This is a genomic window from Haloferax sp. SDI50 (assembly GCF_059802635.1).
In genome coordinates this window covers 142,377-162,420 of sequence record NZ_JBPULL010000001.1, presented here as the reverse complement: position 1 = coordinate 162,420, position 20,044 = coordinate 142,377, and the positions used below count along the sequence as shown (strand labels likewise).

Genomic DNA, 20,044 nt, shown 5'->3' with positions numbered 1-20,044 from the left:
CGGCGGTCGGTGTTCCGTTTTTGGTTTCGACCCGCCGCGAGGCGACGCCTCAGAACGTGCTGAGTTCGCCTTCGATGGTCCGGCGGGTGATGTCGGTCACGTTCGCGAGTTCGCGGTCGATGATGGCGATAACCTCGTCTTCGATGTCAGCGATGGTGACGCCGTCGTCCGTGATGACCTTCGCGTCGGCGACGTGGGGTTCGTCGATGGGGCGACCGATTTGCGAGAGCAGGCGGACCTGGAGGTCGCGGATGCCGTCGACCTCGTCGACGACCGTCTCGGCGATGTGGGTGGAAAGCAGGTTGTAAATCTTCCCGATGTGGTTGACGGGGTTCTTGCCGGAGGTCGCTTCCATGCTCATCGGGCGGTTCGGCGTGATGAGGCCGTTGGCGCGGTTGCCGCGGCCGACGGAGCCGTCGTCGCCCTGCTCGGCGGACGTGCCGGTCGTCGTGAGGTAGATGGAGCCTTCGTCGTAGTCGTCGGCGGTGTTGACCTCGACGTTGACCTCGCGGTCGGTGTAGTCGGTGGCGAGGTCGGAGACGAACTCGCGCACGTCGTCGACGGCGGCGACGTAGTCGTCGATGTCGTCGAGGTGTTTGTCGACCATCGCGGCGGCGACGGTCACGTCGATGACGTCGCCCTCGCGTTTGCCCATGAGCTTGATGTCCTGTCCGAGTTCGGGGTGGTCGTCGCCGTAGGCCGGGCCGTTGAGGGCGCGCTCGGCTTCGAGGACGATGCGCTCCGTCTCGGTCAGGGGGGCGTGGCCGACGCCGAAACTCGTGTCGTTGGCCATCGGGACCTGCTGGGTCTCCTCGCCGAACACGTCCTGGAGGTCGCCGGAGCCCTCGCCGAGTTTCACGTCGACGATGATGTCGGTGCCCACGTCGAGCCCGGGGATGTTCTCGTTGAGGTACTCTCGGGCGGCCCGGAGCGCCGTCGAGTCGACGGGAATCTTCTCGCCGTCGTACTCCTTCGTGGCGCGGCCGACGATGAGGAGATAGATGGGCTCGATGACCTCGCCGCCGCCGAAGGCGGGCGCGGCCGTGCCGGCGACGAGCTGGGTCTCGTCGGTGTTGTAGTGCAGCACTTTGCCGACGCGGTCGAGATAGAGGTTCGAGAGGGCGCGGGAGACGCTCTCGGCGATGCCGTCGGAGATGGAGTCGGGGTGCCCGATACCCTTTCGCTCGACGATTTCGACCTCCTGGTCCTCGACCGCGCGCTTGTCGGCGGATTCGAGGCGGATATTTCGGTCGCTCATTGGCGGGACGTACCCGGCGGGCGGTTCTATAACTTGCGGAAACCTTTGGCCACACTCGTATTACCTGAGAGTATGCTCGGGCAGTATCTGCCGAGGTTGCGGACGCCCGCGGGGGTCGATAGTCCGTCTATTCTTCGGGCGACCCGAGCAGCATCCCGAGGTAGGAGGTCCGAATCTGGTCGTCGGGGTCGAGGCCGAGGTCCCGGAGGACGGCGAACGCCCCGTCGCGGGCGTCGTCGACGCCGGACTCGACTTCGATTTCGACCTCCACGAACTCGCCGAGTCCGGACACCGAATCGAGCGAGACGGTGTAGCCGTCGAGGGCGAACCGCTCGCGCTCTTTCTCGACGGTCGCGGCGGGTTCGAAGCCGACCGCCTCGCAGATGGCGTCCATCGTTTCACCGTCTTCGACGCCGGTCTCGTACTCCCGGCGGGTCTTCGACGACTCGTCCACGAGCGGTCCCTTGTAGGTGACGACGGTCTCCTCGTCGGCGGGTTCGCCGCCCTCGTAGCGCGACTCCCGGCGGAGTCGGAGCGCCTCGTCGGTCTCTGCGAAATCCCTGTGCGGGGCGTCGTAGTAGGTGTCCGTCTGGGCGACGCGGTTGACCTGTTCGCCCCCGGCCGCGTCGAGTCGCTCGCGAACCGCGCCGTGGTCCGCGCGGACCTTGACCTCGACTTCGTACATGCACTCACGGGCGCGTCCGGAGGGCAAAAACCTCGGTGACTCGCGCCGGCGACCCCTCAACACTATGGCATTTATCACCTTTTATCATGAAAGAACCCGTAGTATGACGGGAGTATGAGTCAAGAGACGCCGAACCCGGCTACCGCGGTCGAACAGCGCGCCGGCGAGACCGCCGACTACGACATCACGGGGAACGTCATCCTCACTGCGATGGCAAGCGGCTTCGTCGGGACGGTGTTGATGCTGCCCGTCCTCGTCGGCATCCCCGAACTCCTCGGTCTGTTTACGACCGAGCCGATTACGCGGTTCGCCGGTATGGGGGCGTTCTTCGGCTACGAACCGACGCTCGCCCTCGGAGCGTTCCTCTTCGGCATCGGCGGGGTCGTCGTCCTCCCGGTGACGTTCGTCGTCGTCGGCGCGTTCCTCCCGCCGGAGTCACCGAAGTACCTCCGCGGCGTGTCGTTCGCGACGCTCTACTGGGTCGGGTTCGTGCCGGCGTTCTGGCCGCCCGCGGACGCGTTCGTCATCGCCTCGTTCCTCGTGTTCTCGCTTCTGGCTCACTGGGTGTACGGCCTCTCGCTCGGCTACCTGCTCGAACTGTTCGCGGACATCCCGCAACACGAGGTCTGAGCGTCACCGCGGCCGCAGACGCGGTCGCCGTCGTCCGCCGCCCGCCGCCCGTCCGCCATCACTCGTCGTCGCCGGCGACTTCGCTCGTTTTGCTCCCCGCTTCGCCCTGCGACCGACCGGAACCGCCCGTTCGACGCCGCTTCCGCCGATTGCTCCGAAACAATAATCATCACGAACGTTAATTATCTTATTTGGGTGGTGTTATCAATGGTCACGGAACTCGTACTGACGGCCGCGTTCCCGCTCCAGTCGGGGTTGGTTCCGCGGGGGACCCGCGCGTTCGTCTTCGAGAGCATCTTCGAGGTGTTCCTGCTCTTGGGGACGCTCGTGGGCGTCGTCGTCGTGGGGTATATGCTCTACAACGCGTACAAGTATCGCTCCGGCTCCGGAAACGGCCACATCGACGACGGGGACCGCCTCGTCCTCGGTGAACTCCCGTCGGGGAGCGGCGGGGGCCGGAAGCTGTTCACCTCGTTTTTCATGAGCATGGTCATCGTCGTCTCGCTGGTCTCGTGGACGTATCTGACGCTCCTGTACGTCGAGGAAGGCCCCGCCGACGACGAGTCGCTCGACGTGGCCGTCGAGGGCTACCAGTTCGGCTGGCGCTTTACCTACCCGAACGGCCACACCACCGACGGCGTGCTCCGGGTCCCCGCCGACCGGCCCGTCCGACTGACGATTACCACGGCGGACGTGTTCCACAACTTCGGGGTCACGGAGTTACGCGTCAAATCCGACGCCATCCCCGGTCAGGAGACGGAGACGTGGTTCACCGCCGACGAACCGGGGACGTACACCGCGCAGTGTTACGAACTCTGCGGGGCCGGCCACTCCTACATGTCCGCCGAGGTCGTCGTGATGCCGCCCGACGAGTACGAGGCGTGGTACGCGAACACGACCGCGGACAACGCGACAGCGGACAACGCGACAGCGAACGAGTCGAGCGCCGATGAATCGGTCGCCGCGCAATCGAACCTCCGACCGGCGGTGGTTCCATGACCGACGCGTCTCCCGAACGGGACGCCGCGGCCGACGGCGGCCACGAGGTCGCTCGCGGCGGCGACGACCACGGCCACGACTTCCCCGGCACGGGGAGCATCAAGCGCTGGTTCGTCACGACGAACCACAAGGACGTTGGCATCCTCTACGTCGTCACGTCGCTTTTCTTCCTCGTGCTCGGCGGCGTCCTCGCGTGGCTGATGCGCGTCCAACTGCTCGCTCCGCGCGCGCTCGGCGAGGGGATTCTCTCGCCCGTCGCGTACAATCAGGCCGTCTCGGCCCACGGGCTGTTGATGGTGTTTTGGTTCCTCTCGCCGTTCGCGTTCGGCTTCGCCAACTACGTCGTCCCGCTCCAACTCGGCGCGAAGGACCTCGCGTTCCCGCGGCTCAACGCGCTGTCGTACTGGCTCTACCTCTTTTCGGGCATCCTGTTCGGCGTCTCGTTTTTCCAAGGGGGGACGTTCTCCGGCGGGTGGACGATGTACGCCCCGCTGAACGTCCCGACGTTCACGCCGGACGTGGGGGCGTCGACGGCCGTCTTGGCGCTCGTGCTGTTCGTCGCCTCCGTCACCGTCTCGTCGGTCAACTTCCTGACGACGATGCACCGGATGCGCGCCGAGGGGCTGACGCTCCGGAACCTCCCGCTGTTCAGCTGGACGATTCTCCTGACCGCGTGGATGATGCTGTTCGCCTTCGCGGCGCTCTTGGCGGCGCTTCTGGTGCTCTCGTCGGACCGCCTGCTCGGGACGACCTACTTCGCCATGGAGTCGCCGGCGGGGGCGCTCCTGTGGACCCACCTGTTTTGGTTCTTCGGCCACCCCGAGGTGTACATCGTCTTCTTCCCGGCGCTCGGCGTCATGGCCGAGGTGTTCCAGACGTTCACCGGCCGCCGCATCGTCGGCCGCAAGTGGTTCATCCTCGCGATGGTGCTCGTCGCCATCCAGAGCTTCGCCGTCTGGATGCACCACATGTTCCTGACGAGCATCAACCTCCAGGTGAAGACGCTCTTTATGATTACCACCATCGGCATCTCCCTGCCGTTCGACCTGATGGTGTTCGCGCTCATCTACACGATGCTGAAGGGGAAGATACGCTTCACGACGCCGTTCCTGTTCGTCTTCGGGGCGCTCCTGTTGTTCATCATCGGCGGCATCACCGGCGTCTTCCTCGGCGCGGTCGTCCTCGACTACGAGTTCCGCGGCACCTACTGGGTCGTCGCCCACTTCCACTACGTGATGGTCGGCGGGGTGACGGCGCTCGTCGGCGGCCTCTACTACTGGTTCCCGAAGATGACCGGCCGGATGTACGACGAGTTCCTCGGCAAACTCCACTTCGCCGTCTACTTCGTCGGCTTCAATCTGCTGTACTTCCCGCTTTTCGTCGCGTGGGAGACGCCCCGGCGCGTGTTCGACTACGCGCCCGAACTCGCGCCGTGGCACCAGCTCGCCACCGTCGGCGGGTTCGTCCTCGGGCTGTCGTTTCTCATCATGTTCTACAACCTGTTCAAGAGCGCCTTCGCCGGCGACCCCGCGCCAGACAACCCGTGGGAGTACGCGACGACGGCCGAGTGGGCCGTCCCGTCGCCGCCGCCGCTGGAGAACTTCGACGGGACGCCGACCTACCGAAACAGACACCTCGAATTCCTCGACGCCGGCGAGGCCGCGCCGAGCGAGGACCGCTCTAGCGGGCCGACCGGCGCGGCCGTCTCCGACGGCGGCGTCACCGCGTCGGCAACGACGGCGGTCTCGTCCGCGCTCCCGACCGCCGAGGCGACCGAAGTCGAGGGACCGAGCCACGCGAGCATCTGGCCGTTCGTCCTCTCCGCCGGCGCGTTCCTCGTCCTCCTCGGCCTCTCGCCGCTTCAGGACGCCGCGTTCCCCGCGGGGATGGTCGGGGCCGCCTACGCGACGACGGCCGTCGCGGGCGGCGTCGTCACCCTGGGGTCGCTCGTCGCCATGGGGCTCGAACCGTTCCACGGCCCGGTCTTCGAGGAGGGCGAGGCGTGGCCCTTCGCCGGCATCGACAACGGCAAGGTCGGGATGTGGATATTCCTCGCGTCCGACGTGGTGCTGTTCGGGGGCTTCATCGGGGCGTACGTGTTCACCCGCGTCGCCTTCGGCTGGACCGGCTGGGAGCCGATTCCGTCCGACCCGATTCCCGGACTCGTGAACACGTACATCCTGCTCACGAGCAGTTTCACGGTCGTCCTCGCGCTCGTCGCGGCCGAGAAGCGACACAAGTGGGGCCTCGTGACGAGTCTCGGGGCGACGTTCGTCCTCGGCATCGGCTTCCTCGTCAACAAGGGGCTGGAGTGGCAGCACCTGTTCCACGAGGGGCTGTGGCTCTCGACGAACGTCCGCGCCTCGACGTTCTTCCTCACGACCGGCCTGCACGCGGCCCACGTCATCGCGGGACTCGTCATCGCGCTGTACCTGACCGCGCGCGCCTGGCGGGGCGCGTACCTCGAAGACAGCCGCTCGGTGGAGTACTTCGGCCTCTACTGGCACTTCGTCGACATCGTCTGGCTGTTCCTGTTCCCGCTGTTCTACATCCTGTGAGGTGACAAAGATGGTATCAACGAAACTCTATACGGCGATTTACGTGGTGTTGTTCGTCTCGGCGACCGTCCAGGTGCTGGTCGAGTTCGCCGGGCTGAGTTACTGGCTGGCCTTCGGCGTCATCATGGTCCTGTCGGCCGCGAAGGCGGTGCTGGTCGCGGCGTACTTCCAGCACCTCCGGTTCGAGCCGCGGTCGCTGACGTATCTGGTCGGCATCGGCCTCGCGGCCGCGCTGGCGCTCACGCTCGCGGCGTCGTACTCGCTCCTCTGACCGTGCGAGCCGACTCCCATCCCCGCTGGCGCTCCCGCGAAACCCTCGTCGCGGTCGGCTACGCGCTCCTGTTTTCGGTCCCCGTCGGCGTCGGCGTGACCGTCATGATGACCCGCGTCGCCCCCGGAAGGCTCACAGACCCGCTCGTCGTCGGTCCGGGTCTCGTGCTCGCGGTGGCCGTCTTCGCGCTCGTCGTCGCCGCCGCGACGACCGGCGAGAACGCGGCCTAACTGGAACGTTGTTCGTCCCCTTCTGAGGCCCTGTGAATCCGTTAGAAACTGACAGAACCCATGTGAGGCGGGAGGGTGTATCCAGCGAAGTATCTGGGATAACGGCGAGCGTCACGAGAGATGGTCCGGCCGGTAAGTAGGGTAGCGCCAACCCGAACGACCGGTCTCCGGTCGCGTGGAGAAGATTCATTGCTTCGTCGTCCGTGACCGCAATCTGTGTCTGAACAGCCCTCCAACACCGAACCGTCTCTTGGACTGGTCGTCCAGACCATCTTTGTTCTCGCGGTGGTAATCGGCATCCCCTCGGTGTTTGCGCTCGGCGGACGGCTCCGCTTTCTCGCCCTCGCGGCTGTCAGCATCTTGCTGCTCGCGGGCTTCCTCGTCGTCGGTTACCGTCACGCACGCCGACGGAAGTCCCTGCACCAACATGTCGCGTTCTTGGTGGTCTGGTTCGGCGGCATCGTTCTGGCGGACCGCCTTGCTCGCGTGGCGAGCGGTCGCCTCCCGGAGCCGGGTCCCTACCTCGTGGCGGTGGGCGTCACCCTCGGCGCGCTCTGGCTCGGTTCGCGACTCGCCTACGGTGGCGCACTCACGCAAGCGCTGTTTGGCTCCGACTGAGACCTCACGGTAGGCGGGTACGGGTCAGTCGAGGTGGAATCGCTCGCAACGTCTCACTTCGTGCCGTATTCGCACACTCCATTCAGTCCGACCGCAGAACCCCATCCGTAACTGAGGGCTTCAACAGCGTCTTTCTTTCCGCCGCCGCACTCGCACGTACCTTCTTTGACTTCGGTGTGGTAACAGTACGCATGAATCGGACTACTGTCGCCCTCGTGGCAGCCTTCGGGGCCGTCGTCCTCGGACTCGCGGTCCTCCTCGTCTCGGAGGCCGTCGGCGCGAGCGAATCGTTCGTCGTGGTCGGCGGCGGCGTCGCGCTGGCGGGCGTCGGCGTGCTCACCGGCGTCGTGATGCGTCTGCCGGACCCCCACGAGGGCGAACACGGCGGCGACCACGCCTGACTGACTCGCGCCGCGCTCACAGGCTGAATCCCACGACTGCGAGCAGGAACAGCGCCGTGAAGACCACCCCGAGCGCGCCCGCGACCTTCAGATGGTAGATGAATAGGTCTTCGTCCTCGGCCTCGACCGCGGCCTCGTACGCCGCCTTTTCGCCGTCACTCAGTCTCTCGTGTGCGTCACCGACGTGGAGGTCTCGGAGTCGCTCCCGGCGGAACGGGCGGTCGCAGTACGGACACGTCGCCGCCGCGGTTTCGCCGTCGAGGACGGCGGTTTCGGGAACGACAACTGATTCTTCGTGGCTCACCCCGCGACTCGCTCTGCGACTCATCCGGCGACACCTCCGACCGTCGGTTGGGCGACGACCCACAGGCTCGCCATCGTGTAGCCGACCGTGACGGCGACGAAGGGGTACTCGCTTCGGAGCGGTTGCAGACGACCCGGAAAGAGGTCGAACGCGCGGGCGTGGGCCACCCACACCGAAAGCAGGTGGCCGAGGACGACGAACGCCAACTGGAGGCCGCCGAACCACGCGGGAACGACCAGCACCGAGGGGTTCGCGGGCGGCGACAGCGGCGAGGTCGCGACCGCGACCAGCGCGGGCGCGAGTCCGACGACGTAGCCGAGGAAGTGCGCGAGGTGGTAGCCGGCGGCGATGGGGACCAACGCGGGCGCGAACCAGCCGGAGACGAAGCCGACGGTCACGTACGTGTCCGCGGTTCCGCGGGCGATTCGCGCAGCCAGCCGGTAGCCGCCGAGAAAGACGAGAAAGCCCGCGACGATTCCGACGAGGTTCGCGAGCCACGCGGGGACCGGAGCCGCGGCGTCGAGGACGCGGCCCCACGCGACGGTGACGACGAGGCCGTCGAACGTCGTCACCCAGAGGAGCGCGACGACGAAGGCCACGTCGTCGGCGCCGAGTCGCTCGCGGCTGCGTGCCAGCCCCGCGCCGGGAACCGAAATCGAGATGCCGCCGCCGTCGCCCCGCCGGACCGGCGCGAGCAGGCCGTACAGTCGGAACACCCGCGCGACGGGGTCGGCGCGGCGGAACCACGCGTCGCCGTAGACGACCGCGCCGCCGACGGTGCCGAGGCTGTACGCGACGACCACGACGGCGAGCGCCCGCGGGTTCGCCGCGAGCGGACTGACGACCTCCAGCCAGACGAGTCCGAGCAGACCGGCGACGCTGGGCCACGACCCGAGTCGGTCGGGGTAGGGGCGCGATAGCCTCCCTCCCGCCACGAATCGACCCCGAAGCGCCGCGCCGAGCGTCCGCCACGGGTTCACCAGCGGCCACGCGTTCCCGACGAGGTAGGCGACCATCGTGAACCCGGCCCACCAGCCGACCCACACGAGCAGGACGCCGAGGTTAGCGATGCCGACCGGCGGCCCGAACAGCCCGAAGGCGACGACGAGGACGAGCGCGGCGACGCCGAGGAGTTTGAGCGCGGCTTCCGCGGTTGCGACGGCTCCGGCGAGCGCTCCGATTCGGACGCCCGCGCGCTCGAAGGCGTCCAGCGTCTCGTCGTCGGTGACGAACGCCGACAGCAGAAACGAAACGCAGACGACGCCGCCGCCGGAGACGACAACGAGCCAGAACGGGGCCGGGACCGAGCGGAGCGACCCGGCCAGCGAGCCGGCGTGCGCGAGCGCCGAAGTCGAAAAAGTGACCGAGACGACCGCCAGCGCAGCGGTCCAGACGGCTCCGCGTCGAGCCGCGGCGCGGACCTTTCCTCCCTCGGCGCGTCGGCTCATCGCCGCGCCCGCGCCGCCAGCGACGGTCCGAGCGCGAGCAGGGCGACGGCGGCGACGAACACCAGCGTCGAGATGTCGACCGAGAGCGCCCGGAGCGCGCTCACGACGCCGGTGCCCCCGGCCGCGCCCGCGGTGAGGCCGCCGACGAGCGGGACGGTGCAGCCGACACAGGAGACGAGTCCGAGCGCTCCCGAGAGCGCGCGCCTCGCCGCGTCGAGGGCGGCGGCGTAGACGAGGTACGCGAGCGCGAGGTAGCCGGCGACGCGGTACGGGACGAACGTCGCGGAGACGACTTCGCCGGCGTAGCCCACTCGCGGCCCCCAGCCCGGCGCGGCGAGCGAGAACTGCCAGCCGGTCGGATAGTGCGCCGTGGCGTGCCCGTGGCTCCCGCCGAGCAGCGCGACGAAGTCCACGGACACCAACCCGGCCAGCGCCGCGAGGACGAGGAAGTACGCGGCGGCGACCGCGCCGGCGACGACTTGCGCCCGGCCGCTCGACCGCGGTGGCTCGGTCCAGAGGACGGCCGCCGCGCCGACGGTTATCCAGACGAACGGATAGAACAGGTACCGGAGGCTCTCGACGCGCTCCGGCGCGGCGGAGAGGTACGCCCCGGCGGCGAGCGCCTCGACCCAGCAGAGCGCCGCGAGCCACCACAGCCGCGACGCGTGCCGGGGGTCGAATCGCCCCGCGTACGAGGTCGCCATCTCAGAGGAGACCCACCAACCTGAGCGCGACGCCGACGACGAACAGCAGGCCGAGCACCCACGACCCGAGAAGCGCCGCCTGCGACCGCTCCAGCCCGCGCCCCCGCGCGGCGTGGTACGTCCCGTAGAACAGGTACGTGACCACGACGGTGAGCGTCCCGGCGACGAGCACCGGCCCCGCGGCGTCCGACACGCCCTCGGGGATGGTGCTGCCGCCGACGAACAGCACCGCAACCGCGCCGAAGCCGAGCGCCGCGAGGAGGAAGACGAGCGACAGCACCGTCGGGTCGTCGGCCCAGCGGCGCGCGGCGGTCCCGGTCCCGGTCCCGGTCTCGGTCCCGCTCCCGCGCTCGCTTTCGCCCGCGTTCCCCGACGATCCGCCACCGGTCGGCGTCGGAACGCTCGTGACGGAGTACTGTCGCCAACCGCGTCCGGTCAGAAACACGGTGAGCGCCAGCAGTGCGACGCCGAGGACGAACCCGAGGAACAAGCCAGTTTGTGCCATGTGAACATTCCTCGTTTTCTATAACCATCGACAATGATATAAGCGATTCGACCCCACAGCGGCCCTCGGGGCCGAGTTCCCGGTTGTCGGCCGCCTCGAACGCGTCGCGACGGCGAAACGTGATTCTTAAGGGTCGCACGAGTCACGTAGCGTGTATGAGCGACGAACAGCAGGCGGAGGCCGAGCAGGTCGATGAAGAGGTCGAGTCCGGTATTCAGGACGGCGACTTCGTCCGCCTCGCGTACACGGTGCGAACGATCGAGGACGGCGACGTCGTCGACACGACGGACAAAGAAGTGGCCGAAGAGGCCGAGATCGACGTCGAGGGCTACGAGTTCGAGCCCCGCGTCGTCATCGTCGGTGCCGGTCACGTCTTCCCCGAGGTCGACGACGCCCTCATCGGTGCCGAGGCGGGCGACGAGGACACCGTCGAGATTCCGGCGGTCGACGCCTTCGGCGAGTACGACGAGGACGAAGTGCGCACGGTCAGCGCCAACAAAATCGACGAGGACGACCGCTACCCCGGCGCGCAGGTCACCATCGACGGCGACCAGGGCCGTCTGGAGACCATCATCGGCGGTCGCGCCCGCGTCAACTTCAACCACCCCCTCGCCGGCGAGGACCTCGAATACGAGTACGAAGTGCTCGAACTCGTCGACGACCGCGAGGAGCAGGCCTCCGGCCTCCTCGGCATGTACCTCCAGCAGGCCCCCGAAGTCTGGATTCAGACGGACGAGGTCGAAGAGGAGCAGGTCGTCGAGTCCGACGACGACGAGGATGAAGACGCCGAACCCGAGACGGAGACCGTCACCGTCGAGAAGGACACGCTCTACATCGAGGCGACGCCGCAGATGACGATGAACCAGCAGTGGATGTTCTCCAAGCAGCAGATTGCGCAGGACATCATGCAGCGGCTGGACATCGACCGCGTCATCGTCCAGGAGACCATCGAGGGCGGCATGGGCGGCATGGGCGGCCTCGGCGGCATGATGGGCGGCGCGGGCGGCGCCGACATCGAAGAGGCAATCGAGGACGTCGACATCGACGCCGACGAACTCGCCGCGGAACTCGACGCCGACGAAGAGTAAGCGACTCCGCCGCCCTCGCCGTCCCGGCGAATCGGCGGCTTCTTGATACTCGCCTTCCGACCGCCTCGTAGCCATGGCTTCGCCAGACGACGCCGCGACGGACCAGTTCCGCGACCTCACAGACGTGAAAGTCGCGCTCGTCGCCGGGGTCTGCACCGTCGCACTGACGCTCTCGCTCGAATACGGCGCCGGTATCGAGGTGCCGTTCGTCTACCGCCTCTCGCCGCTCGCACCGTACTTCGCCTACGTCTTCTCCCGCGGCGCGGCGCTGTCCGCCCGAACGTGGATGGCGCTCGTTGCGGTCGTCACGCTCGGCACGTTCGGCTTCTTCGTGTTCTAACCGCCCGCCGTCCGGCCTGAGCTGACCCGACTTGACCCAACCCGACTCGCCGCCGATGCGACGCTCAGGCGATGTCGCGGCTGGTGTCGACGCTGATGCGCTCCGCGAGCCGGAGCTTGATGGTCTCGTCGAGCGCGCGGCCGCCGCGGAACTTCGGGACCGCGAGCCGATTGACGATTTCCGAGCCGTCTATCTTCGTGTCGAGGTCGAACACCACGTCGGCCATGTGTTCGGTCAGGTCGCGGTTGTCCGGGACCGATTCGCCTTTCAGCCCGTGGAGGACGGTCAGGCCGCGCGTGTTGACCATGTGGGTCTGGAGGTCGTTGAGGAACTTCCGGTAGCGGGCGCTCTCGTTGCGTTCGAGCACGTCCGCCACGTCGATGATGAGATTCGCGCCCTCCGGCAGGTCACGGACCAGGCTGTTCGCCGTGTCGAGCGGCGCGTCGCCGCCCACGTCGCGGACCGTGGGGGTTCCGGTCGGTCCGGGGTTTCGGTCGAGCGCGTCGGAGACGGCCTCGGCGGAGCGAATCGTCGTCAGCCACAGCGTCCCTCGCGTAGTCGTCAGTTCGTGTAAAAACAGCTCTGACTGGCTGGCCGGGTCGGCGGCGAGGAGGACGATGCTCCCCGCGGGAATGCCCCCACCCAGTTGGCGGTCGAGCACGTCGATTCCCGTCGCCAGTCGAGACATAACCGTGTGTAAGGGGGTCGCTCATATTACTTCTTCCCCGGTATCTTGTCGGCTATCCGACGGTACGCGGCCCGAACTGTCGGCCGAGTGAGTACTGGCGACGACTCCTCCGGAACGGTCCCGAGCACCGGCGCGCCCACGAGGTCGGACACCGCCTCGGGAGCCACTCGTGACCGAGAGATGACACATCCGACGACCGGGGTGCCGAGCGCCCGCGCCATCGCGGCCGTCTTCGCCGCATCGCGGAGCGCCGGCGCGCACAGCGGCGACACGACGACCACGCCATCGGCGACGCGGAGCGGGACGGCGGCGTCGGGGCCGGCTCCCGCGGGACAGTCGACGACCGAGCGCCGCTCGTCGCCCGCGGCGGTTCGGAGCCACCGCTCGAAGGCGTCGTCGTCGGCCCCGGCGGGTGCCGGCAGCACGGAGACGGTCGAGTCGGTCGGATGCGACCGAACCGACGGCTCCCGTACGGGTGCGCCAGAGGCGGCGTCCACCGGTCGTCCGACGCCGGCCATCGTGTGGAGGTTCGGCATGTCCCTGTCGGCGTCGACGGCGAGCACCGGGCCGTCGAGCGCGCTCGCCAGTCCGAGGGTCGTCGTGGTCTTCCCGCTGCCGCCCTTGCCGCCCGCGATTGCCAACATAGCCGAGGCTGGCCCCGGCTTGGTACTTGAACCTGCGGCGAAAACGAGTCGCGTCGAGCCGAGCTTAGTCGTTACAGCAACCGCCGGCCTCGCCGCCGAAGTCGACCGCGAGCGGCTCCGAGATGGCCTCGTTAATCTTCTCTAACTCGCCGACGAGTTCGGCCTGCGCGAGGAGGTACTCCTCCATCACGGGCTCGGAGTGGAGCTCCTCCTGTGCCGCTTGGACCTTCCGGAGCCCCTCTTGGGTCGCTTCACCCATCTGCCGGGACACGTTGAACTCCTCGCGAAGCTGGTTGAACTCCGTGATGAGTTCCTGCACGTCGTCGTCGGCTTCGACGGCGGCTTTCGCCTCCTCGTAGGCTTCGTACTTCGGATGGTCGGCGATGGCTTCGCCGAGTTCGCGCCCGAGTTCCTCGAGCCGCGTCGTCTGCGTGCTCATAGCCGCGCGTTGGGGTGCGAGCGGTTTCAACCTGCCGAACGGGGAAGGCGACGGCGCGAGCGTTTCGAGCGTCAGGCGCGCTCAGACGTGGGCGTCGACGAACGCGGCCACGTCCTGCAGTTCGTCCGGGCCGACGCCGTGGGGCGCGTTGTAGACGTTCGCCGTCACGTCAGCGCCGAGTTCGCGGAGGCGCTCGGCGGCGCGTTCGACCCGCGAGGTCGGGATGATCTGGTCCATCGACCCGCCGCCGACGAACACCGGTTTGCCCGCGATGCCGTCGGGGTCGAGGTCGGCGTGGGAGTCCGCGAGGTAGCCGTGGAGCGCGACGACCCACGCGTAGTCGTCGGGGTCGTCGAGGAGGAGCGACAGGCTGGTAATCGCGCCCTGACTGAAGCCGAGGAGGCCGATTCGGTCGGGGTCGATGTCGTACGCTTCGACCGCGCCGGCGATGGCCTCGCGGACGAGATTCCGCGAGCGTTCGAACTGCTCGGCGTGGGGCTGGCTCTCGTGGAGACCGCCCCCCGAGAGGTCGAGTTCGTACCAGGTGTAGCCGCCTTGCAGACGGTCGGGCGCGCGGAGGCTCACGACGTGGACGTGGTCGGGGAACTCCTGTGCGATAGACAGGAGGTCCTGTTCGTTCGAGCCGCGGCCGTGGAGCAAGACGACGGCGGGAGCCGGCCCGTCGCCCGGTTCCGACGGTTCGACGTGGACGTGTTCGAGGGGGATGTCCGACATGGACACCGGTAGGCCGCCGCGAGCCTTGAATCCCCGAGTGACGGGCGGGTAACCGGGTGACACCGTCGCGGGCGCCGCACCGCCGGCCGACTCGCGTGTGGGTGTGTGACGCTCGCTCGTGGGGAAGCGCGGTGGTTAAACGGCTCCGTCCGCAACGATGGGGCAATGAGCCAGGACGCCACCTCGGAGGGAGACCTTCGAAACACCGGGATGTCGCTCAAGCACGACCGGGAGTGGGACTACGAACTCGAACAGATCGTCGAAGCCATCGAGGAACGCGACGCCAAGCGCGTCGGCCTCCAGTTCCCCGAGGGGCTGAAGCGCCGCGGCCCGGCGGTTGCCGACGACCTCCGACAGCTCTGTGACGACGACGTGACGTTCATGCTCTCCGGGCAGCCGTGTTACGGCGCGTGCGACCTCGACACGTACCTCATGCGCCGGACCGACGTGTTCGTCCACTTCGGCCACTCGCCGATGAAGGAGTCGGACAAAATCATCTACGTCCCGCTGTTCTCCAACGTCGACCCCTTCCCCATCATGGAAGACGCGCTCGACGACATCGAGGGCGACGAGGTCGGTCTCGTCACCACCGCCCAGCACATGAACCGCTTCGAGGACATGTGCGACTGGCTCGAAGAGCGCGGCTACACCGTCCAGACCCGCAAGGGCGACGACCGCCTCACCTACGAGGGACAGGTTCTCGGCTGCAACTACGCCTCGGCGGACATCCCGGCCGACGACGTGCTCTACGTCGGCGGCGGCAAGTTCCACCCGCTCGGCCTCGCGATGGAACACCCCGACAAGAACGTCGTCATCGCCGACCCCGTCAACAACGTCGTCACCATCGCCGACACGCGGAAGTTCATGAAACAGCGCTACGCCTCGGTCCACAAGGCGATGGACGCCGAGAAGTGGGGCGTCATCTTCTGTACGAAAATCGGTCAGGGCCGCATGGAAATCGCCGAGAAGATTCTGGAGGACAACGAGAACGCCTACCTCATCACCATGGACGAGGTGACGCCAGACCGCCTGCGCAACTTCGACATGGACGCGTTCGTCAACACCGGCTGCCCGCGCATCACGACCGACGACGGCCCGCGCTTCCACAAGCCCATGCTCACGCCGCAGGAGTACCGCATCGCCGTCGGCGACGAGCCGCTCGACGCCCTCGAATTCGACACGTTCCACGGCACCTGGTAGCCCGAGACTCCCCGCGACACCCGGGAACCCGAAATTTCCGGTAAGCGACTCGACTCGGTGCCGCGAGAGCGACGCGCCGGCTCGGGTCCGCGTCCTTACACTCGTCTGTCGCGTCCCGCCCGAAGACGAGTCATATTTCCTGACACTCTGTCCAGAATACCTATACGGGTCGCCTGTCCACGGACACGTATGGTCCCTCCACGAACACGAACTGCCCTCCTGAGCCTGCTCGGCGTCCTCGCACTCGCGGGGACCGCGGCCGCGCAGAATTTCGAATCCGCACCGCAGCTTTCGCCGGTGTTCCGCGCCGGCGGGAATTTCCTCATCGACCTCGTCGTCGGCGGCATCCTCGTCGCCGCGGCCCCGGCGTACACCAGAGACGCCATCGCCGAGATTCGGGACGACCCCGGCGGGTCGTTCCTCTGGGGTCTGGGCGTCAGCATCGGCGGCATCATCGTCTTCGTCCTCCTCGCAATCACCATCATCGGCCTCATCGTGGCGATTCCGGGGTTCCTCGCGCTCATCCTGCTTAGTATCGTCGGCGGCGCGGTTTCGACGGTCTTCCTCGGCTCGCTCGTCACCGGCACCGCCTCCGGCGGGTCTCCCCCGCTCGGCGTCTCGGTCGCGGTCGGCGCGCTCGTCGCGGCGGTCCTGTCGCTCGTCCCCGTCCTCGGTAGCGTCATCCTGTTCGTCGTCGACATGCTCGGACTCGGCGTCGTCGGCCGCAACCTCATCCGCTCGTGGGTCTGACGCCGCGTCGGCGCGACTGACGGGCGGCTCTCACGAGCACCACAACATTCAGGGCACAGGTAGCGAATTGGTCAGACAGATGCCGACGACCCACCTCTCCGTTCTCGGACTCGACGTGCAGCGGGTCGTCACCCCGCTCGAAGCCGCTGTCGCCGACGCCGACCGGGTTCGGCTGGTCCGCGACGAGGCCGACCCCGAGCAGGGTCGCGACCCGGACGACTGCGCCCCCGGCGCGCCGCGAGCGAGCGCCCACGCCGCGAAAGCCGTCACCGAACGGCTCGCGGGCCGGAACGCGGTCGACGAAGCACGACTCCCGTTTACCGCCTCCTTCGAGGAACTGTACGCCGCGACGACCGACCTGCTCCGCGGGGCCGCCGCGGACGGCGACGTACAGGTGAACCTCGCGGGCGCGCCCCCGCAGGTCGCCGCCGCGTTCTACGCCGCGCGAACCGCCCTCGTCGACGGCGGCGAACTCGACCGCGGAACCGTCTCGCTCCTGACCATCCCCGCGACCGACCGCCTCGACCTCGCCGCTATCGACGACCTCCGGTCGCTCGTCGGTGATGTCGAGGCCGCCTCCGACGCGTTCGACGAGTTCCGCCGCGTCTCCGACGGCCCCGCGGCCGCGGCCGTCGCCCGCCCGCTCCGTATCGCCCTGTCGGACCTGCGCGACGCGCTCGCCGACGCCAGCGGGGAGTCCCGTCCGAACTCCCGCGCCGGCCGCACCGCGGGCGCTCGCGGGGCGCGCTCCGGCAGCGACTCGCCGCTCGGCGCGATGAGTTCCTACGTCGGCCGCGCCCGCGAACAGCTCGCGGACCTCGTCGAGTCCGAGGACCCCCGCCCGGACCCCGAAGACACTCGCGACCCGAACGCGGTCCTCGACGCGCTCGACGTGTGGCTCGACGGCGAGAGTCGCCTGCTCGCGTCGGTCGAAGACGACCCCCACGAACTGGTCGCCCGCTTCCGAACGAGCTGCGAGGCGCGCTTCGGGAAGTTCGAAGACCGGGCGACCGTCGAGCTGTTCGAGTCGCTCGACCGCTTCGAGGCGCACCTCGACGCCTATCTCGACGCTCGCTCGCAGCTCTCGGCGGCCGCCGGCCCGGTTGCCGAGCGGACGACCGAGCTCTCCGAGCGGGCCGCCGCGGCCGCGACGAGCCTCTCGGCCCTCGACGATTCCGGTCCCGCAACGGGCGAGTCAGCCCTCGAACTCGACGGGCACGCGCTCTCGCCGCTGGGCGACCTCGAAGCGGCGGTGCTGTCCGTCCTCGCTGCGGGGCCGCCGCGCTCTCGCCCGCGGACGCGCCGAGGGGTCGCCGCCGAACTCCGCGAGCGCGCCGAACATCACGGCATCGTCGCCGGCGCGCGCGACGAGGAGACGTGGTCGGCGTTCGATTCGTTCTGCGTGGGCGTCGCTCGCGACAGCGTGGCGGGCGACCGATTCGAAAAGCGACTCTCGAACGCGCTCGCCCCGCGACTCGACGTGGCGGTCGAGGGACTCACCGCGAACGGATTCGTCACGACGCGCGAGCGCGAACGCGGCCGCGACGCGCTCGAACCCACGGACGCGGGTCGGCTCTGGGCGTCGACGACCGACTGGGAGTCGTTCCGAGAGACCGTCATCGACGACCTGCTCCGCGACTGCGTCGAACGCGACGAGGGCGTCGCGGACGCGTAGCGCGGCGCGACCGCCCGCTCAGACCGCGTCTTCGATGAACGCGACGGCTGCTTCCGGCGAGTCGCACGGCTCGAAGCCCTCTAGCGAGCCGACCTGTTGGGTTCTGATGCCGGCCGTCGGGCGGTCGAAGACGTTGGCGTAGCCGATTTCGGAGAGCGTCCCGCCGCCGCCGTCGACGGCGATGACGGCGTCGCCGTTCATCACGACGAGCGCGTTTCTCGCGTGACCGAGACCGGTGGCGACGGCGATATCGACGTAGCAGTTCGCATCCTCGCGGTCCTCGCCCGGCAGGACGCCGATAGTCGTGCCGCCGGCGTCTTTCGCGCCGCGACAGGCCGCCTCCATGACGCCGCCGAGGCCGCCGCAGACGACCGTGTGGCCGCGCTGGGCGAGCAGGCGACCCAGGTCTTCGGCGGTGGCTTCGACCGGGTCGGGGACGACGCTCCCGCCGACGACGCTCACGCGCACGGCGCAGTCACTCCTCGGCGTGCTGCGGTGTCGCCTCGGCACTCGACGCGACCGAGACTGGCGTCTGTGTTCATGTAGTATCGGACCGCGCCGAAGATGATAAGTGCGGGGCCGCATCGCCCGACCGAAGTCGGACTGTCGCTGCTCGGTCGCGTCAGAACTCGTCCGGTCGCCGCGAGTCGTCGTCCAGCGGGGAAACCGCTTCCCACGCGCCGCACGCGCGCATCGTCCGAGCCATCGAAGAGAAGTTCGCCGTTTGTTTGTGAGCTCCTGACATGGTATCTAATAACATGAGTTGGTGCATTAAATATCTTGTCGGGGTAACACCTTATACAACACATATGTCTCTATTTTCTATTGTAGTCTACAATTTCGTCCATAAATATGCGTGTATTGTCTGCGTATTGCTAGTCGTTGTTGTCGGGCCGTCGGGACGCGTCGGACGAGAGAGCGCAACGCTTAGTCCCCCGGCGGGAGGACACGTCTCTATGACAGTCAGCGACTGGAGCGACTGGCTCCCGCGCGCGGTCGAGTCGGCCGACCCCGAGACGGTTGCCATCTGGTATCTGGGCTGCAACGGGTTCGTCATCAAGGGTAGCGAGGGGACGACGCTGTTCGTCGACCCGTACGTCGGCATCGGAGACCCGCCGCGGACGGTCCGTATGATTCCGGTCCCGTTCGACCCCGAAGACGTGACCGAGGCCGACGCGGTCCTCGCCACGCACGAGCACACGGACCACGTTCACGGCCCGAGTCAAGCGCCCATCCTCGAAAACACGGGCGCGACGTTCGTCGCCCCCGACGACTCGCTTTCGGTCGCCTACGACGACGAGGCGTGGTTCGACGACTACGACCTCTCCGAGGACCAGTTCGAGGAGGTCGCGGAGGGCGACAGCGTCGATATCGGTGAGTTCACGGTCCACGTCGAACCCGCCTACGACCCCGACGCGTCCCACCCGGTCGCCTACGTCTTCGAACACGAGTCGGGGACGTTCATCCACGGCGGCGACACCAAGCCCGCCGAGGAGTTCGTCGACATCGGGGAGCGCTACGACCTCGACCTCGGCATCCTCGCGTTCGGGACCATCGGTAACATCCCCGACAAGGAGACCGGCGAGCCGATTCGCACGAAGTGGTACAACGACGAGAACCAGATTATCGAGGCCGCGAGCGACCTCGACCTCGACCGCCTCGTCCCGACCCACTGGGACATGTGGAAGGGCATGACCGCCGACCCGAAGGTGCTGCACCACCACGCCAAGAGCTTCGAGGCCCCGCGCTCGCTCGACCTCGTCGAAATCGGTGACCGCGTCGACCTCTGAGGTCGCGTTCGAACTGCCTTTTCGGGGCGGCCGTTCCGCGCCGGTCATCGCCGGCTGACAGTCGCCGCATCGAAACCGTCGAAT

Annotated in this window: 25 protein-coding genes; 13 read left to right on the top strand and 12 right to left on the bottom strand. The window is 67.9% G+C overall.

The genetic code is table 11. From position 1 onward, the window contains the following. Window positions 1-49 precede the first annotated feature (49 nt). On the bottom strand, window positions 50-1,258 hold the full coding sequence (locus ACSR87_RS00840) for a methionine adenosyltransferase (RefSeq protein ID WP_004041540.1): 1,209 nt from the start codon (window positions 1,256-1,258) through the stop codon (window positions 50-52). Window positions 1,259-1,385: 127 nt separating this feature from the next. After that, on the bottom strand, window positions 1,386-1,943 hold the full coding sequence (gene cyaB, locus ACSR87_RS00835) for a class IV adenylate cyclase (protein ID WP_275879481.1): 558 nt from the start codon (window positions 1,941-1,943) through the stop codon (window positions 1,386-1,388). Window positions 1,944-2,057: 114 nt separating this feature from the next. Here cyaB and ACSR87_RS00830 point away from each other — a divergent pair, with 114 nt between their 5' ends. The 7 genes from ACSR87_RS00830 to ACSR87_RS00800 all read left to right on the top strand — a co-directional run bounded on the left by ACSR87_RS00830 (window position 2,058) and on the right by ACSR87_RS00800 (window position 7,650). Further along, window positions 2,058-2,573 carry a DUF6789 family protein gene (locus ACSR87_RS00830; protein WP_004063179.1) on the top strand — a complete coding sequence of 172 codons (516 nt, stop codon included), beginning with the start codon at window positions 2,058-2,060 and terminating at the stop codon, window positions 2,571-2,573. Between the two features lie 207 nt (window positions 2,574-2,780). After that, window positions 2,781-3,572 (top strand): cytochrome c oxidase subunit II, encoded by a 792-nt coding sequence (gene coxB, locus ACSR87_RS00825; protein WP_115859788.1) that lies wholly within the window; start codon window positions 2,781-2,783, stop codon window positions 3,570-3,572. Further along, window positions 3,569-6,130 (top strand): cbb3-type cytochrome c oxidase subunit I, encoded by a 2,562-nt coding sequence (locus ACSR87_RS00820; RefSeq protein ID WP_498529171.1) that lies wholly within the window; start codon window positions 3,569-3,571, stop codon window positions 6,128-6,130. Before coxB ends, ACSR87_RS00820 begins: the two co-directional genes overlap by 4 nt. A 10-nt stretch (window positions 6,131-6,140) precedes the next feature. Beyond that, window positions 6,141-6,401, top strand: a complete 261-nt coding sequence (locus tag ACSR87_RS00815; protein ID WP_049913451.1) for a cytochrome C oxidase subunit IV family protein — start codon at window positions 6,141-6,143, stop codon at window positions 6,399-6,401. Then, window positions 6,398-6,631: a hypothetical protein gene (locus tag ACSR87_RS00810; protein WP_049896063.1), complete on the top strand. Its 234-nt coding sequence runs from the start codon at window positions 6,398-6,400 to the stop codon at window positions 6,629-6,631. Before ACSR87_RS00815 ends, ACSR87_RS00810 begins: the two co-directional genes overlap by 4 nt. Before the next feature lie 216 nt (window positions 6,632-6,847). Beyond that, window positions 6,848-7,249, top strand: a complete 402-nt coding sequence (locus ACSR87_RS00805) for a hypothetical protein (RefSeq protein WP_004041533.1) — start codon at window positions 6,848-6,850, stop codon at window positions 7,247-7,249. A gap of 191 nt (window positions 7,250-7,440) precedes the next feature. Continuing rightward, window positions 7,441-7,650, top strand: coding sequence for a hypothetical protein (locus tag ACSR87_RS00800; RefSeq protein WP_498529170.1), 210 nt, complete (start codon window positions 7,441-7,443; stop codon window positions 7,648-7,650). 16 nt (window positions 7,651-7,666) lie between these two features. Here the strand turns inward: ACSR87_RS00800 and ACSR87_RS00795 are convergent, their stop codons facing one another. Genes ACSR87_RS00795 through ACSR87_RS00780 form a run of 4 tightly spaced genes read right to left on the bottom strand, consistent with a single transcriptional unit; the run spans window position 7,667 to window position 10,611 of the window. Continuing rightward, window positions 7,667-7,954 (bottom strand): DUF7410 domain-containing protein, encoded by a 288-nt coding sequence (locus ACSR87_RS00795; RefSeq protein ID WP_498531008.1) that lies wholly within the window; start codon window positions 7,952-7,954, stop codon window positions 7,667-7,669. A 20-nt stretch (window positions 7,955-7,974) separates the two neighbouring features. Then, the gene (locus ACSR87_RS00790) at window positions 7,975-9,402 is read right to left on the bottom strand and encodes a hypothetical protein (protein WP_498529169.1); all 1,428 of its coding nucleotides are present in this window, start codon (window positions 9,400-9,402) and stop codon (window positions 7,975-7,977) included. Further along, a complete protein-coding gene (locus ACSR87_RS00785) occupies window positions 9,399-10,106 on the bottom strand; it encodes a DUF7546 family protein (protein WP_498529168.1) in 708 nt (235 codons plus the stop codon). The genes ACSR87_RS00790 and ACSR87_RS00785 overlap by 4 nt, the downstream gene beginning before the upstream one ends. Window position 10,107: 1 nt before the next feature. After that, on the bottom strand, window positions 10,108-10,611 hold the full coding sequence (locus ACSR87_RS00780) for a hypothetical protein (RefSeq protein ID WP_498529167.1): 504 nt from the start codon (window positions 10,609-10,611) through the stop codon (window positions 10,108-10,110). Between the two features lie 155 nt (window positions 10,612-10,766). On the opposite strand from ACSR87_RS00780, the gene ACSR87_RS00775 reads away from it, so the two are divergent. Next, window positions 10,767-11,699, top strand: a complete 933-nt coding sequence (locus ACSR87_RS00775) for an FKBP-type peptidyl-prolyl cis-trans isomerase (RefSeq protein ID WP_498529166.1) — start codon at window positions 10,767-10,769, stop codon at window positions 11,697-11,699. A 73-nt stretch (window positions 11,700-11,772) separates the two neighbouring features. Further along, window positions 11,773-12,039: a DUF8049 family protein gene (locus ACSR87_RS00770; protein ID WP_498529165.1), complete on the top strand. Its 267-nt coding sequence runs from the start codon at window positions 11,773-11,775 to the stop codon at window positions 12,037-12,039. 64 nt (window positions 12,040-12,103) lie between these two features. Here ACSR87_RS00770 and ACSR87_RS00765 read toward each other — a convergent pair whose 3' ends face one another. From ACSR87_RS00765 to ACSR87_RS00750, 4 genes are all read right to left on the bottom strand, one after another. Beyond that, on the bottom strand, window positions 12,104-12,727 hold the full coding sequence (locus ACSR87_RS00765; protein WP_498529164.1) for an RAD55 family ATPase: 624 nt from the start codon (window positions 12,725-12,727) through the stop codon (window positions 12,104-12,106). Window positions 12,728-12,753: 26 nt separating this feature from the next. Next, a complete protein-coding gene (locus tag ACSR87_RS00760; RefSeq protein ID WP_008574458.1) occupies window positions 12,754-13,371 on the bottom strand; it encodes a MinD/ParA family ATP-binding protein in 618 nt (205 codons plus the stop codon). Between the two features lie 64 nt (window positions 13,372-13,435). Beyond that, a complete protein-coding gene (locus tag ACSR87_RS00755) occupies window positions 13,436-13,810 on the bottom strand; it encodes a YlbF/YmcA family competence regulator (RefSeq protein ID WP_004041523.1) in 375 nt (124 codons plus the stop codon). An 81-nt stretch (window positions 13,811-13,891) separates the two neighbouring features. Next, window positions 13,892-14,545, bottom strand: coding sequence for an alpha/beta hydrolase (locus tag ACSR87_RS00750; RefSeq protein ID WP_115802657.1), 654 nt, complete (start codon window positions 14,543-14,545; stop codon window positions 13,892-13,894). Window positions 14,546-14,710: 165 nt separating this feature from the next. Between ACSR87_RS00750 and dph2 the strand changes: the two genes are divergently transcribed. The 3 genes from dph2 (at window position 14,711) to ACSR87_RS00735 (ending at window position 18,170) form a co-directional block, all read left to right on the top strand. Then, window positions 14,711-15,745, top strand: coding sequence for a diphthamide biosynthesis enzyme Dph2 (gene dph2 / locus ACSR87_RS00745; RefSeq protein ID WP_004041521.1), 1,035 nt, complete (start codon window positions 14,711-14,713; stop codon window positions 15,743-15,745). Window positions 15,746-15,934: 189 nt separating this feature from the next. Beyond that, on the top strand, window positions 15,935-16,495 hold the full coding sequence (locus ACSR87_RS00740; RefSeq protein ID WP_498529163.1) for a DUF8173 domain-containing protein: 561 nt from the start codon (window positions 15,935-15,937) through the stop codon (window positions 16,493-16,495). 79 nt (window positions 16,496-16,574) lie between these two features. Further along, window positions 16,575-18,170, top strand: a complete 1,596-nt coding sequence (locus ACSR87_RS00735; protein WP_498529162.1) for a hypothetical protein — start codon at window positions 16,575-16,577, stop codon at window positions 18,168-18,170. 18 nt (window positions 18,171-18,188) lie between these two features. On the opposite strand, the gene ACSR87_RS00730 is transcribed toward ACSR87_RS00735, so the two are convergent. Together ACSR87_RS00730 and ACSR87_RS00725 are read right to left on the bottom strand one after the other, a co-directional pair. Next, on the bottom strand, window positions 18,189-18,638 hold the full coding sequence (locus tag ACSR87_RS00730) for a TIGR00725 family protein (RefSeq protein ID WP_498529161.1): 450 nt from the start codon (window positions 18,636-18,638) through the stop codon (window positions 18,189-18,191). A gap of 154 nt (window positions 18,639-18,792) precedes the next feature. After that, window positions 18,793-18,915: a hypothetical protein gene (locus ACSR87_RS00725; RefSeq protein WP_498529160.1), complete on the bottom strand. Its 123-nt coding sequence runs from the start codon at window positions 18,913-18,915 to the stop codon at window positions 18,793-18,795. A 211-nt stretch (window positions 18,916-19,126) separates the two neighbouring features. Between ACSR87_RS00725 and ACSR87_RS00720 the strand changes: the two genes are divergently transcribed. Next, window positions 19,127-19,960 carry an MBL fold metallo-hydrolase gene (locus ACSR87_RS00720; protein ID WP_498529159.1) on the top strand — a complete coding sequence of 278 codons (834 nt, stop codon included), beginning with the start codon at window positions 19,127-19,129 and terminating at the stop codon, window positions 19,958-19,960. Window positions 19,961-20,044: the final 84 nt, after the last annotated feature.